This is a genomic window from Variovorax sp. P1_H2, from assembly GCF_056405295.1.
This window is the reverse complement of the sequence record NZ_JBFUCJ010000023.1, coordinates 21,686-35,300: the sequence shown is the minus strand read 5'-3', so window position 1 is coordinate 35,300 and position 13,615 is coordinate 21,686. Positions and strand designations below refer to the sequence as shown.

Annotated in this window: 15 protein-coding genes; 5 read left to right on the top strand and 10 right to left on the bottom strand. The window is 69.6% G+C overall.

All coding sequences use genetic code 11. The annotated features are described in order from the left end of the window. Positions 1-48 precede the first annotated feature (48 nt). The 5 genes from gnd to AC1D2E_RS10880 all read left to right on the top strand — a co-directional run bounded on the left by gnd (position 49) and on the right by AC1D2E_RS10880 (position 5,253). Positions 49-1,071, top strand: coding sequence for a phosphogluconate dehydrogenase (NAD(+)-dependent, decarboxylating) (gene gnd, locus AC1D2E_RS10900; protein WP_478197421.1), 1,023 nt, complete (start codon positions 49-51; stop codon positions 1,069-1,071). Positions 1,072-1,090: 19 nt separating this feature from the next. After that, positions 1,091-3,157, top strand: coding sequence for a transketolase (gene tkt / locus AC1D2E_RS10895; RefSeq protein ID WP_478197420.1), 2,067 nt, complete (start codon positions 1,091-1,093; stop codon positions 3,155-3,157). A gap of 93 nt (positions 3,158-3,250) precedes the next feature. Continuing rightward, complete coding sequence (locus AC1D2E_RS10890) at positions 3,251-3,742, top strand: hypothetical protein (RefSeq protein WP_478197419.1); 492 nt, start codon at positions 3,251-3,253, stop codon at positions 3,740-3,742. 136 nt (positions 3,743-3,878) lie between these two features. Continuing rightward, the gene (locus AC1D2E_RS10885; RefSeq protein WP_478197418.1) at positions 3,879-4,511 is read left to right on the top strand and encodes a response regulator; all 633 of its coding nucleotides are present in this window, start codon (positions 3,879-3,881) and stop codon (positions 4,509-4,511) included. Positions 4,512-4,704: 193 nt separating this feature from the next. Further along, positions 4,705-5,253, top strand: coding sequence for a hypothetical protein (locus AC1D2E_RS10880; protein ID WP_478197417.1), 549 nt, complete (start codon positions 4,705-4,707; stop codon positions 5,251-5,253). On the opposite strand, the gene AC1D2E_RS10875 is transcribed toward AC1D2E_RS10880, so the two are convergent. The 10 genes from AC1D2E_RS10875 to AC1D2E_RS10830 all read right to left on the bottom strand — a co-directional run bounded on the left by AC1D2E_RS10875 (position 5,250) and on the right by AC1D2E_RS10830 (position 13,600). Continuing rightward, a complete protein-coding gene (locus AC1D2E_RS10875; protein WP_478197416.1) occupies positions 5,250-6,197 on the bottom strand; it encodes an adenylate/guanylate cyclase domain-containing protein in 948 nt (315 codons plus the stop codon). The two genes, AC1D2E_RS10880 and AC1D2E_RS10875, sit on opposite strands and share 4 nt — an antisense overlap. A gap of 307 nt (positions 6,198-6,504) precedes the next feature. Continuing rightward, positions 6,505-6,825: a hypothetical protein gene (locus tag AC1D2E_RS10870; RefSeq protein ID WP_478197415.1), complete on the bottom strand. Its 321-nt coding sequence runs from the start codon at positions 6,823-6,825 to the stop codon at positions 6,505-6,507. Between the two features lie 277 nt (positions 6,826-7,102). Continuing rightward, positions 7,103-8,026, bottom strand: a complete 924-nt coding sequence (locus AC1D2E_RS10865; RefSeq protein WP_478197414.1) for an LD-carboxypeptidase — start codon at positions 8,024-8,026, stop codon at positions 7,103-7,105. After that, positions 8,023-9,123, bottom strand: coding sequence for a tRNA adenosine(34) deaminase TadA (gene tadA, locus AC1D2E_RS10860; protein ID WP_478197413.1), 1,101 nt, complete (start codon positions 9,121-9,123; stop codon positions 8,023-8,025). Before tadA ends, AC1D2E_RS10865 begins: the two co-directional genes overlap by 4 nt. Then, a complete protein-coding gene (locus tag AC1D2E_RS10855; RefSeq protein WP_478197412.1) occupies positions 9,113-9,340 on the bottom strand; it encodes a hypothetical protein in 228 nt (75 codons plus the stop codon). Before AC1D2E_RS10855 ends, tadA begins: the two co-directional genes overlap by 11 nt. 1 nt (position 9,341) lies before the next feature. Continuing rightward, complete coding sequence (locus AC1D2E_RS10850) at positions 9,342-9,968, bottom strand: FMN-binding negative transcriptional regulator (RefSeq protein ID WP_478197411.1); 627 nt, start codon at positions 9,966-9,968, stop codon at positions 9,342-9,344. 55 nt (positions 9,969-10,023) lie between these two features. Continuing rightward, on the bottom strand, positions 10,024-10,710 hold the full coding sequence (locus tag AC1D2E_RS10845; RefSeq protein WP_478197410.1) for an ankyrin repeat domain-containing protein: 687 nt from the start codon (positions 10,708-10,710) through the stop codon (positions 10,024-10,026). A gap of 5 nt (positions 10,711-10,715) precedes the next feature. Next, a complete protein-coding gene (locus tag AC1D2E_RS10840; RefSeq protein WP_478197409.1) occupies positions 10,716-11,231 on the bottom strand; it encodes a GlcG/HbpS family heme-binding protein in 516 nt (171 codons plus the stop codon). A 144-nt stretch (positions 11,232-11,375) separates the two neighbouring features. Continuing rightward, the gene (locus AC1D2E_RS10835; protein WP_478197408.1) at positions 11,376-11,999 is read right to left on the bottom strand and encodes a response regulator transcription factor; all 624 of its coding nucleotides are present in this window, start codon (positions 11,997-11,999) and stop codon (positions 11,376-11,378) included. Continuing rightward, positions 11,996-13,600 (bottom strand): sensor histidine kinase, encoded by a 1,605-nt coding sequence (locus tag AC1D2E_RS10830; RefSeq protein ID WP_478197407.1) that lies wholly within the window; start codon positions 13,598-13,600, stop codon positions 11,996-11,998. Before AC1D2E_RS10830 ends, AC1D2E_RS10835 begins: the two co-directional genes overlap by 4 nt. Positions 13,601-13,615 lie beyond the last annotated feature (15 nt).

Below are 13,615 nucleotides of genomic sequence, written 5' to 3'. Positions count from 1 at the left end.
GTCGTCCGCCTTCGAGAACGCCCTTCTTTGAACCCAAGGAAATCAAGCATGCAACTCGGAATGATCGGCCTCGGCCGCATGGGATCGAACATGGTCCGCCGACTGCTTCGCGCCGGCCATCGGTGCACCGTGTTCGACAGCTCGGCGCAGGCGGTCGGAGCGCTGGTCGAGGAAGGTGCCACGGGCGCCTCGTCGCCCGCCGAACTGGCGGCACGGCTCGAGCGGCCGCGCGCCATCTGGCTCATGGTGCCGGCCGCAGTGGTCGACCAGGCCATCGCCACCCTGCTGCCCCACCTCGACCCCGGCGACACGCTGATCGACGGCGGCAACTCCTATTACGTCGACGACATCCGCCGCGCGAAGGCGCTGGCGGCGAAGAAGATCGACTACGTCGACGTCGGCACCAGCGGCGGGGTCTGGGGGCTCGAACGGGGCTATTGCATGATGATCGGCGGTCCGCTGGCGTCGGTGCAGCGGCTCGACCCGATCTTCCGGACGCTGGCGCCGGGTGCCGGCACCATCGGTCGCACGCCCGGCCGCGAAGCGGACCGCGGCACGGCCGAGGACGGCTACCTGCGCTGCGGCGAGAACGGTGCCGGCCACTTCGTGAAGATGGTCCACAACGGCATCGAGTACGGCATCATGGCCGCCTACGCCGAGGGCATGGGCATCTTGAAGGCGGCCAACATCGGCAAGGCCCGGCACGACATCGACGCCGAGACCACGCCGCTGCGCAACCCCGAGCACTACCAGTACGACCTCGACCTGCCCGACATTGCCGAGGTCTGGCGGCGCGGCAGCGTCATCGCCTCCTGGCTGCTCGACCTGACGGCCACCGCGTTGGTCGAGGACCCGGCGCTTTCGGGCTTTGCGGGCCGCGTGTCGGACTCCGGCGAAGGCCGCTGGACCCTCAAGGCGGCGATCGACGAGGCGGTGCCCGCGCCGGTGCTCACGGCGGCCCTCTACGAGCGCTTCGCATCGCGCGGCGAGGCCGACTTCCAGAACAGGCTGCTGTCGGCGATGCGCTTCCAGTTCGGCGGCCATGTCGAAAAAAAAACCGGCGGCCACTGACACCCACACGGAGTCCTCGATGACCGACGCCGAACTCGACACGCTGTGCATCAACACCATCCGCACCCTGTCGATCGACGCCGTGCAGGCGGCCAACTCGGGCCATCCGGGCACGCCCATGGCGTTGGCGCCCCTGGTCTACACGCTGTGGAACCGGGTGCTGCGCTTCGACCCGCTGGACCCGATCTGGCCCGGCCGCGACCGCTTCGTGCTCTCCAACGGCCATGCCTCGATGCTGCTGTGGTCGGTGCTGCACCTGAGCGGCACGGTGGCGGTGAATGCCGAGTACGAACTGCTCGGCGGACCCGCCGTGACGATGGACGACATCCGGCGCTTTCGCCAGTTCGGCAGCAAGGCGCCTGGCCACCCCGAGTACCACTGGGTGTCGGGGGTCGAGACGACCACCGGCCCGCTCGGCCAGGGCGTCGCCACCAGCGTCGGCATGGCGATGGCCCAGCGCTGGCTCGCCAACCGCTATGACCTGGGGGGCCCCACCCTGTTCGACTACGACATCTACGCGGTCTGTGGCGATGGCTGCCTGATGGAAGGCGTGTCATCCGAAGCCGCTTCGCTGGCCGGCCATCTCGGGCTCGACCGGCTCTGCTGGATCTACGACAACAACCACATCACGATCGAAGGCAGCACCCGGATCACCTTCACCGAGGACGTGGCGATGCGCTTCGCGGCCTATGGCTGGGCGGTGCTGCGGGTCGGCGACGCCAACGACATCGGTCAGATCGAAGCAGCGCTGGCGACGTTTCGCCAGACCCGGGGCCGGCCGACGCTGATCATCCTGGACAGCCACATCGGCTGGGGCTCGCCGCACCGTCAAGACACCGCCGCCGCGCATGGCGAACCGCTCGGCGATGAAGAACTGCGCCTCGTCAAGCGCGCCTACGGCTGGCCGGAAGACGCGAAGTTCCGGGTGCCCGATGGCGTGCGGGCCCATTTCGACCACGGCATCGGCGTCCGCGGCGCGGCAGCGCGAAGCGCCTGGAACCAGGCCTACGCCGCCCTGCGCGCCCACTCCCCTGCCCTTGCACTCGAGATCGACCAGGCGCAGCGCCGCGAACTGCCGGCCGGCTGGGACCACGCCCTGCCGGTTTTTCCGGCCGACCCGAAGGGCCTGTCCGGACGCGACGCTTCGGGCCAGGTGCTCAACGTGCTGGCGCAGAGCGTGCCCTGGTTCATCGGCGGCTCGGCCGATCTCGGCCCGTCGAACAAGACCACGCTCAACTATCCGGGCGCCGGCGAATTCCAGCCCGCAAGCCCGGGCGGAAAGAACCTGCACTTCGGCATCCGCGAGCATGCGATGGCGGCGGCGGTCAACGGCATGGCACTGTCCAAGCTGCGGCCCTTCGGCGCCACCTTCTTCATCTTCAGCGACTATGCGCGGCCGGCGATTCGCCTGGCGGCGCTGATGGAACTGCCGTCGCTGTTCGTCTTCACCCACGATGCGATGGGCGACGGCGAAGACGGGCCGACCCACCAGCCGATCGAGCAGCTGGCGTCGCTGCGCGCCATGCCCGGCCTCACGGTGCTGCGTCCGGGCGATGCCAACGAGGTGGTCGAGGCCTATCGTGTGGCGCTGCAGTCGCCGCATCGGCCGACCGCGATGGTGCTGTCGCGCCAGCCACTGCCGATCCTCGACCGCAGCCGGCTCGCATCGGCCTCGGGCGTCGCCAAGGGCGCCTATGTGCTGGCCGAAGCGCCGGGCACAGGCGACCCCGAGCTGATCCTGATCGCCAGCGGCAGCGAAGTGGCGCTGGCCCTGCAGGCGCACGAGACGCTGCTGGCCCAGGGCCTGCGCTCGCGCCTGGTCTCGATGCCCTCCTGGGACTTGTTCGAGCAGCAAACGCCGGCCTACCGTGCCAGCGTGCTGCCGCCCGGCGTGACCGCGCGCGTGGCCGTGGAGCAAGCCTCGGCCTTCGGCTGGGAACGCTACGTCGGCGCCATCGGCAAGGTGGTCGGCATGCAGACCTTCGGCGCCTCGGCACCGCTCGCGGCCCTGCAGAGAGAGTTCGGCTTCACGGCCGAGCACGTGGTGGCTGTCGCGCTGTCGGTGCACGCGGCCGCCGGGAACTGATGAAGGTCGTGGCCGGCTCGGCAGCCCGGCGATGGGAAGGTCGGTGGCTACCCTCTCGCGCCGCTGCGCGTTCGCGGGAATAATCCTCTGGCCATGGGACAAGCACTTTCAGACCGCGAGACTTTCACCGGCGTGCTGATCACGCTGGTGCGGCAGCGCTCGGCCGTCTCGGGTGGCAGCAAGACGTCGCGCACCGGGCTGCAGGCCAGCGTGCCGGTGAACGAGCGGCCCGCAGTGCGGCGCGGCCTCGAGGCCCTGCTGGAGCATGGCCTGCTCGCCATGAGCGGCGAGGACATCGGCCTCTCCGCCAAGGGCAAGCTCTTCATGGCCCATGTGCAGCGGGCCCGCGGCGAGACCCCGACCTCCTCCGAGCATGACGACAAGAGCCAGGCCATCCTGTCGGCCATCCTCGGCGCCATCGAGGCCGACGACCGCTTGCGCCCGCAAGGTTCGATGGACGACGTGCGCACCCTCCCGGCCCGTCTCGACGGCTATCGGGCCAACCGCGCACCGCGTTTTTCCAAGGCCCTGCTGGTGATGGGCGGCCTCGCCGCAGCGGCCGCCGCCTTCGTGCTGCTGCGCTGAGCCGGCACGGTCCGGGCGTCATCCGATGGCCCGGCCCACAGACGCCCCTCTCCTACGCGCGCTCGGGCCGTCGGCAGACTTGCAACGGCCGCCGATGCCCGCATGCTGGCCACACCCAAAACTCGAGGAGAAATCGATGATCAAGATCGGAATCGTGGATGACCATGCCATCGTTCGCTCGGGCCTGCGCGACTTCTTTTCGCAGCACGTGGACCTGCGCGTCGTCGGCGAGGCCGCCAGCGGGCGCGAAGCCATCGACCTGGTGCGCAACCACGAGATCGATGTGCTGGTCATGGACCTGTCGATGCCGGGCCAGAGCGGCATCGATGCCATCGCGATGGTGCGCGCCAAGTCGCCCGACACCGGCATCCTGATCCTGAGCGGCTACCCCGAGGAACATTACGCGATGAGCCTGATCCGCCAGGGCGCGAGCGGCTACCTCAACAAGGAATGCGATCCGAAGGAGATCGTCGAAGCGATCCGCACGATCTCGCTCGGTCGGCGCTACATCACTCCAGTCGTGGCCGAACTGCTGGCCCGCCAACTCGACCGCAACACCGATGCAGCCCCGCACGAGCAGCTCTCCGAGCGTGAATTCCAGGTTTTCCTGAAGCTGGCGACCGGCGAGACCGCCGGCAGCATCGCCGAGCACCTGTCCTTGTCGGTGAAGACCGTGAGCACCTACCGCAGCCGGCTCATGGAGAAGATGAACCTGGCCTCCAACAGCGATCTCACCTACTACGCGCTGAAGAACCAGTTGATCACCTGAGGCCGTGGCTGCCGGACTTGTTCCGGCTTTCTGTGGATAACACTGTGGGAAGTGCCGGGACGGCCGTGCGCGAAGCATGGCCCCATGCGGGATGCCACCCCGTTGCCTCAGAAACAGGCAGCGTGGGTCTGCGTTGTGCCCGCGGCCGGGCCGTTAAGCTAGGCGGCCTCTTCAACGGCCGAAAATCACTCCCATGACGACCATCCAGTCCCGACGCAAGCTCATCGTGATCATCCTGCTGTGCGTGGCCGTCGGCGGGGCGATCGTGCGCCACCTGGCGGTGCCGGGCTCGACGACGCGAGACATCGGCACCTTGCTGATGCTGCTGTGGATCCCGATCATCGGCAACGTCATCTCATGGCTGATCGCGCGCCTTCGACGCCCCACCCCGGCCGCAGCGGGGTCTCCCTTCGAGAACCGGACCGTGTTCATGCCGCAGTTGCTGGTCGAGCTGACGCTGCGTCCTCCGATGCTGCCGGCCGAAGACCTGCCCATGCCCGCCGGGGAGCATCGCTGCGCGCTGGTGCTTGGCAACGAGGCTTTCTCGGCCCGCTGGTGGGTGCAGCCGGAGCGCAGCTTTCGCCGCGGCAGCACGCAGGCGCTTGAAATGGAATTTCTTGCGCCGCAGCTGGCGCTGCCCAGGTTTCAGCCCGGCGCCAGCTTCAAGATGCTGGTCGGCGAGTCGTTCATCGGGGATGGCCGCGTATTGCGCCCCGTCGAGGCGGCACGGGCCGGCGGCTAGCGCAGGTCGCGGCGCGCCAGCAGCACGTTGCCGCCGGTCGTATTGAACGAGATGGTCGGTGCGCTGAAGTCGCTGAGCGGCGCGCCCAATCCGATCTCGCCGCTGCCGTGCAGCACGCATTCGTCGCGCCGCAGCGCAATCTCGCCGCTGGCCCCGGCGGTGCCGTGAAAACGAACCCAGGTCCCGTAGGTGCTGACATCGACCAGCACGCAACTGCCCTGGCGGGCCTCGATCCGCGCGTGCAGCCGCGACACCCGCGGGTCGTTGACCACGAATTGCGCCTCGTCGACCCGGCCCAGGTGGATCGGCAGTTCGGAGGCGCTGAACATCGAGCGGACATCGAGCCAGGCCAGTTCGATCTGGCCAAAGGATGAATCGGGGCCGCGCGGCTGCTGCACCAGCGACGCCGGCATGGTGAGGAACTCGGACACCTCGTCCTGCCAGTCGACCCGGTGCACCACCGGCATCTCGTTCTTGCCTCGGATGTTGATCGGTCCGAGGCTGCGATGGCGAACCTCGCCGCCATGCAACTGCTCGATGACCGACTCGGTGGCCCAGATCTGTCCCGGCCCGGCCAGGTCGCTGAGGCGCGAAGCCAGGTTGACCGCATCGCCATAGCAATCGCCATCGACCTCGACGACCTCGCCGCTGGCCACGCCGATCTGCAGTTCCATGCGCAAGGGCGCCGGCCAGGTCTGGAGCCGCTTCTGGTGGTTGCGCTGCATTTCAACGACGGCGCGGGTCGCACTCATACCCTCCGCGAATATCGCAAACACCCCATCACCCAGTGATTTCACGACACGGCCACCGTGGGATTCGCACACGCCGCCAATCCATTGCGTCAACCGCGTCACCGTTTCGGTGGCGCGCGCGTTCCCCATAGCCTCGAAGACTCTGGTACTTCCCGTCAGATCGGCAAATACGACAGTGGAATTGGCGCCCATGTTGTGCAGTTTTTGGTAGCTCTCGCGCTTCGATTATGGCAAAGCAGCGCCCAAACACGGTCCCGAACGCTCAAATCAGGGCGCCCGCGCGCCAAGCTGTTGCTTTTTCATTTCGACACACCACGCAAGCCTCGTTTTTTCTTAGAGATTAGAACTAAGGTATCAATTGTTAAACCAGTGCTTGAGCAGATTCGTGAAGTATGTWGTTTTTGAACATGAAATGATGTTTCTCCGCTTGTGTGGCTCAGGGGCCAGCCTTAACGTAGCGCCTGTCAAGGTTTTGGCAACACGCCTTCCTCTCATGGTGTCACCCAGCAGTCTTCTTCGATTTCTGTCCTTCCCCGGCTTCGGCTTTCGCCGTTCCGCGGATCGCCAGATGGGGCAGATCCGTACTGCCATGCTGTCGCTCCTGCAGGTGCACGGCGGCCACACGATGCAGCGCGTCGCCCAACGCGTGCGTTTCGCCGGCGACCTCGAAGCCCTCTGGTACCTGCGCCAGGATGTGCTGACCGCACTCAGTGCAGTCGATGGCGAAGTCGCCGCCCGGCGGCAGATGCGCCAGATCAATCGCCTGTTCAAGGGCGGCCTTCCTGGCTCGATGGAACCCCGCACCCACCACCGAGTTCATGGCTGACCCCCAGGTTGCCCGCACTTCGTGTCGGGCGCCCACCCCCTTCCAGGGGGCAACACCAGCGGCCCGGCGAAGCCGGATCCGCGGTGTTTCACCAACGGGCCTGGCTGCGCCGGCCGATCAATACATCCACCGTGTCCCGGTTTCCCCCGGCGGCGCGTAGCGCACGCCCGTTCGTGGGCTGCCGCGGAACCGGCTTTGCCGGGCCGCTGGCAGCGCCCCCGGCAGGGGGTGGGCGCCCCGACACGAAGTGCGGGGCAACCTGGGGGCGAGCCTAATGCCTATGACCCCAGACCATGAAGACGTCTCGGGCGTCGGCGGCCAGTTCCACCTTGGCGCCGACGGGCAGCAGCACCTTGGTCTGCACATGGCCGAAGGGCAGTCCGGTCAATACCGGGGCCTTGATCAAGCCTCGCAGGCGGGCGGCCACGGTCTGCATGCCGAAGCCGCGGTCGTGCGGGACCTTCCGAATGCCGGTGAACTGCCCGAGAAGAACCGCCTTCTGCCGCCCGAGCACACCGGCATGACGCAGTTGATCGAGCATGCGCTCGACCCGGTAGGGATGCTCGTTGACGTCCTCGAGGAACAGCACGCCCTTGTCGATGGCAGGAAACCACGGCGTGCCCAGCAGGCTGGCCAGTACGCAGAGATTGCCGCCCCACAGCACCGCATCGTGGATGCTGCGCAAGGCCGGCAGGTCGACGCTGTCGCGCGCCGGCATGCGCCAGCCGGTGCCCTCGCCCTGTCCTGACAGCAAATCGTCGAAGCAGGCCTCCATGATGTCGTCGGCGCCCCCCTCGGCGCCGAAGTCTTCGCCCACCGCAGGGCCGGCCCAGCTCACCGCGCCGGTCTTGGCCAGCAGCGCCAGCTGGAAGGCCGTGAAATCGCTGAGTCCGACGAACTGGGTGCCGCGATGGATCGCCTTGGCCACGGCCTTGTAGGGAATCGCATCGAGGATACGGGTCAGGCCGTAGCCGCCGCGCGAGATCAGCGCCACGTCGGCGCCGCTGGCCGCGGCGCGCGAGATCGCCGCCAGCCGCGTGGCGTCGTCGCCAGCAAAACGCTGGTGCGTGGCGAGCGCCGCCTCGTCGACTTCGACCTCGTGGCCCAGGGACTGAAGGCGCTTGACGCCACGCTTGAAGGCCGCCTTGTCGCGCACGGCGCTGGAGGGCGAATAGATGTAGATGTGCTTTTTCACGGGGCGAAGTATCCCATTGCCTCGCGTGCCCGCCGTGCCAGCGTCGCCGCTTGTTCGGGGGTCGGGCCGCCCACGCCCTTCGGGATCGGGCCCAGCGCCCGCAGCGCGGCCTCGTAGCCGCGGTCGGGGAACGGAGCGCACCAGGCCTCGCTCGCCGGCCCGGCGCCATCCGGAACCGGCAACACGCAAACGAAGCGCCCGGGCGCGGCAGCGGCCAGCCCGGCGGCCCAGGGCGCGGCACCGGCACTGTGCAGCAATGCCAACCGCCCGGGCGCGAGTTGCTGCTGCGCGAGTCGCTCCAGCCAGTCGAGCAGCAGGTCGCGGTGCCAGTCGAGCCGGTGCACCGCTTCGCGCTTGGGCTTGTCGCTCTTGCCGAATCCGATCAGGTCGGGCGCCAGGATGCGCAGCCCCGGCGTGCCCGCGAGGTGCCGGAAGAAGTAGCTCCACTCGCCCGGTCCGTGAAGGCACAGGCAGGTACAGGGCGCGTCTTGCGGACCCTCGTCGATGTAGTGCATGCGCCAGCCGTGCTGGCTCGGCAGGTCGCTGACGTAATGCGGCTCGAACCGACAGTCGAGCAGCCCGGCGAAGCGCTCGGCCGGCGTGCGCAGGGCATCGTCGCGCAAGGGCTCGGCCGCTTCGCGGGCGGCGCTGCGACGCCGCTGGAAGAACCCTTGCAGGAGCGCCCGGCATTCGGAAGCCAGCACGCCGCCCTGCACTGCCGTGCGGTGGTTGAGCCGGGTCTCGCGAAACAGGTCGACCACCGACCCGGCGGCGCCGGCCTTCGGGTCCGCGGCGCCGAACACGACCCGGGCCAGCCGCGCATGCAGCATGGCGCCCGCGCACATCGCGCAGGGCTCGAGCGTCACGAACAGTTCGCAGCCGTCGAGCCGGTAGTTGCCGAGCGCGGCCCCGCCCGCCCGCAGCGCGTTGATCTCGGCATGCGCGCTCGGATCGTGCAGCACGATCGGCGCGTTGCGTCCGCTGGCCACGACCCGGCCCTCCTTGACCAGCACAGCGCCGATAGGCACCTCGCCGGCCTCGGCAGCCTGCCGCGCCTCGGCCAGCGCGAGCGCCATCCAGTCGGCGTCAGTTGTCATCGGGCACCGGCCGTGCCTGCACCGCGGCATCGAGCGACTGCTTGATCTGCTGCTGGATCTGCCGGCTTTGCGCGCGCGCATCGCCCGCCGGCGCGGCGCCTGCCGCGCTCGTGCCAGCCGGCAGCACCGGCGCCGCGACACCGGCCAGCTGCTTCTTGACCAGCAGCCCGACGATGACCAAGGCGAGCAGCAATCCGACCAGTCCGAACATCCGCATCTCAGGCCTCCCCGGCGATGCCGAGCCGCTGCATCCAGCCGGCGAGCGCGCGCTCGTCGGCAGTGCCTTCGCGGTAGGTATCGAACATCGCGGCGTGCGATTCCTTGCGGTGCTGGTTGAGCTTGACCTTGCACTGCAGCGCAATCACCTTGAGCTCGAAGCCGACGATGCCGTTGAGCATCTTGTGCTGGAACTCCTGCCCCAGGTCGCGCCATTGCTGCGCGTAGGCTGGTTCGTGCTGGCCGATCAGGCGCTTGAGCAGCGCGTCCTTCTCGTCGGCGCCCTCGATCAGGCGAGCCTCGACCGTGCAATGCACGGCCAGGTAGTTCCAGGTCGGCACCCGCGCCAGGTCCGGATAGACCGAGGGCGAGAGGTAGGCGTGCGGCCCCAGGAAACTCACCAGCGCCCGGGGCCGGGCCTGCAGGTAGCGCCAGTGGGCATTGGGCTTGGCGCAGTGGCCGAAGAGCACCAGCCCGTCCGGGTCGCTCTCGTCCAGGACCAGCGGCAGGTGCGTCAGGTAGGGCCAGCCCTCGTCGTCGTTGGAGATCAGGGTGGCGAAGGGATGGTCGTGCATGAGCCGCGCGGCGATGGCGCGGTCGCTGACGTTGAACTGCGGCGGCATGTACATGGGGCGTGATCCTGCGATCCTTCAATAGGACCGCCCGATTGTCCCCGAGCCGCCGCTACCTGGCGCCTGCCGCGCGCAGCTTTTCGACCATCGGCGCGTAGCCGCGGGCGGTCGCGAGCTGCAGCGGCGTCCGGCCCTGGCGATCCGCGAGCTGCAGGTTGGCGCCGGCATCGACCAGCGCGATGAGCGTGCGCTGGTGGCGCGGCCCGCCGTCGCCGAGCACGATGGCCTCGATCAGCGCGGTCCAGTGCAGATTGTTGACGTGGTCCAACGGCGCACCGGCGGCGATCAGCCGGCGCACCACCTCGTCATGGCCGAGATGGGCCGCCGCGATCAACGCCGTGCCGTCGTAGCGGCTGGTGGTCTGGCCCGGCTTGGCGCCCAGGGACAGCAGCAGCGCCAGCGTCGGCACATCGTCGCCCACCGCGGCGATGGTCACGGCGTCGTAGCGGTCGTTCTCGAATGCGTCGAGCCTGGCGCCCGCTCCGGCCAGGATGCCGATGGCTTCGCGCTGCCGCGCGTGGGTCGCCACGTGCAGCGGCGTGCGGCCCAGGCCGTCACGCGCCTCGAGGTCGGCGCCGCCGGCGATCAGCGCCTTCAGTTGCGGCAAGTCGCCGCGCCAGGCCGCGCGATGCAGGCCCTCGTAGGCCTGCACCTCGGCGGGGGTCGGCGCCACCTGGGCCGCCACCGGGGCGGCCAGCCAGGCGCCGGCCAACGCGAGGGCCACCAGAAGGGCCTTCATCCGAATCAGCCGAGCTGGCCCTTGACCTTGTCGAGCGCCGCGTTGGCGCACTGCTCGTCGAGGTGGCCTCCCGGCGCACCGCCGACACCGACCGCGCCGATGACCTCGCTGCCCGCCTTGACAGGCACCCCGCCGCCGAGCAGCAGGAAGCCCGGAATGTTCACGAGGTTGGCGGCCGCTGGGTTCTTCTGCGCGTTCTCCATCATCGCCAGGGTCGGCGTCTTGGCCGAGGCCGAGGTCCAGGCCTTGCGCTCGCTGGCGCCCAGCGTGTGCGAGCCGGCGTTGTTGGCACGCTGGACCGCACGCACGGTGCCGGCCCGGTCGACCACGGTGGCGGCGACCGCGTAGCCGTTGGCGGCGCAGGCGGCGACGGCCGCACCGGCGATCTCGTTCGCCAGTTCGAGCGACATGTTCTTCTCGGCGCGCACGGACGGGCTCGACGCCGCGGTCTGGGCCTGTGCGCCCAGGGCGGAAGCGGCGAGCAGGACGGCGAGGCTGCCGAGGCGAAGGGACGGTTGCATGGAGTTCTCCGAAAAGGGTTTTGGATGGTGGCGCCGGCACATCGCCGACGGCTCCGCCACTGTAGGCATCGCAGCCCCCGCCGGCCATTCGTACGGCTACCCGCGCGGCTCCGTAGAACTACCGAGCGCGCACCGAACGCGCAGTCAGCCCGCGGCGTCGACCAGGCCGGCGTAGCGCCGGATCAGCTGCGCCAGCGAATCGCATTCGAGCTTGGCGAACAGGTTGGCACGGTGCGTCTCCACGGTGCGCGGCGAGAGGGTCAGTGCGCGCGCGATCTCCTTGTTGGTCAGGCCGGCGACGATGAAGCCCAGCACCTCGCGCTCGCGCTCGGACAGCTGCTGGAAGCGCTCGCGCGCCGCCTGGTCGGCCTGCGTGCGCTCGCGCGAGTCGACGTGCTTGCGCACCGCCTGCTGCAGCGCCTCGAGCAACTGCTCGTCGTCGACCGGCTTCTCGAGGAACTCCGCCGCCCCGGCCTTGAAGGCACGCCGGCACATCTCGACCGTGCCGTGGCCGGTGAGCATGATCACCGGCTGGTCGACCCCTTGCGCCACCAGCATGTCGAGCAACGCCAGCCCGCCGATGCCGGGCATGCGGACGTCGAGCACGATGGCACCGATGCTCGCGCGGTCGAAGCCGTCGAGGAAGGCGCGGGGATCGGCCCAGGTCTGGGTCCGGAGGCCGACGGTGCCGATCAGCAGCGCCAGGCTCTCGCGCACCGCCCGGTCGTCGTCGATCAGGTGGATCAGCGGAGACAGCGGGCCGCTCATTCGGATAGCTTCGCGCTACGCGCTTCGGTATTCGCCTTGGGAGCGGCCCGGCGGCTCACTGGATAACCTTCGCGCAGCAGCGCTTCGGTATTCGCCTTGGGAGCGGCCCGGCGGCTCACTGGGTTCCCCTCCTGGCCGCCTGGGCTCGCGAGCGGCAGCCGCAGCGTGAAGCTCGCGCCGCGCGGCACGGCATGCGCCACCTCGAGCGATCCGCCCATGCCGGTGGCCAGCGTCTCGGACAGGCTCAGGCCGAGCCCGAGCCCGCCCTCCCGCGTGCTGAAGAAAGGCTCGAAGACGCGCGGCAGGGCTTCGGCCGACAGCCCGGCCCCGTTGTCGCTGACGCCGAGCACGCCGCGACCGGCCTCGGCGCCGATCGAGAGCTTCAGGCGGCGCTCGCCGGGCGGCAACGGGTCGAGCGCCTGCAGCGCGTTCATCAACAGGTTGTGGACGATCTGCTCGAGCGCGACCGGATCGGCCAGCACCGTCACGGGCGCCTGCGCCGCATCTTCGACGGCCGGCGAGACCGAGCGCCGGGCCATCTCGGGGGCCAGCAGGTGCAGCGCGCTGCGCAGCGCCTCCTGCAAGGCCACCGGCCGCATCCCGGCCTGCCGGTCGGGCCGTTCGATGACTCTGCGCAGCCGACCCACCACGTCCGCGGCGCGCCGCGCCTGCTCGGCGGCCTGCTTCATCGCCGAACGTGCGGTGGCCAGCTCGGGCGGCTCCTCGGCGATCAGCCGCTGGGCCGCCTGGGTGTTGGCCAGCACCGCGGTCAGCGGCTGGTTCAGCTCATGGGCCATGCCGGCCGCCAGTTCGCCGAGCGCGTTGAGCCGCGCGACCTGCCCCAGCCGCAGCAGTTCCTCGGCGCGGCGGCGCTCGATGCGCTGGCGCCGCAGCGCATCAGCGCCGCCGAGCGCCAGGGCCATCGCGGCCGACCAGGCGCCCATCGCGGCCCAGGGCAATTCGGCCCAGGAGACCCGCCGCTCGGCCACCAGTTCGAAGGCCTGGCTTTCCGAGGCCAGCACCTTGCGGAAATCGAAGCGCCAGCCGCCATCGGCGGCCGGAGCGCCCGGCTGCACCACGAAGCGCTGGCCCGCATGCTCGAGCGTCACGCGCACCGGGCTGCGCTTCGGATCCATCGGCCAGTCGCGCCACGGCACCGCGGTCGCCAGGTCGATGTCGAGCGCATAGCTGATCGGCTGCGCGCCGATCACGAGCCGGTAGCGGCCGCTGGCGAAGTCGTCGGCGACGAACTCGGGGCGCTGCAGTTGGCGCGAACGGGCCTCGGCCGGCGCCAGGGAGGGCTCCGGCCACGCGGCATCCGCCTCGCGCCGCTCGACATCGCGGATCGAGGGGTACACCGAAGGCAGCCGGCGCTCGGAGCGGGCGGCGCCCGGCACCGGCTCGAGCAGCGCCAGGGTCGCCAGTACGGCGTCGTACTGCACCACCTGCTGGCTCATGAGCCGATGGGCAATGCGGCCGTTGACCTCGAAATCCTCGCGCAACTGCCGAAGCTCGCCGCGCGCGAGCCAGACCGCGCCGGTGCCGGCGGCCAGCAGCCATGCGAGCCACCAGCCTCCTTGCGTACGCAACCATTGCCTCATGGCGCGGATTGTGCC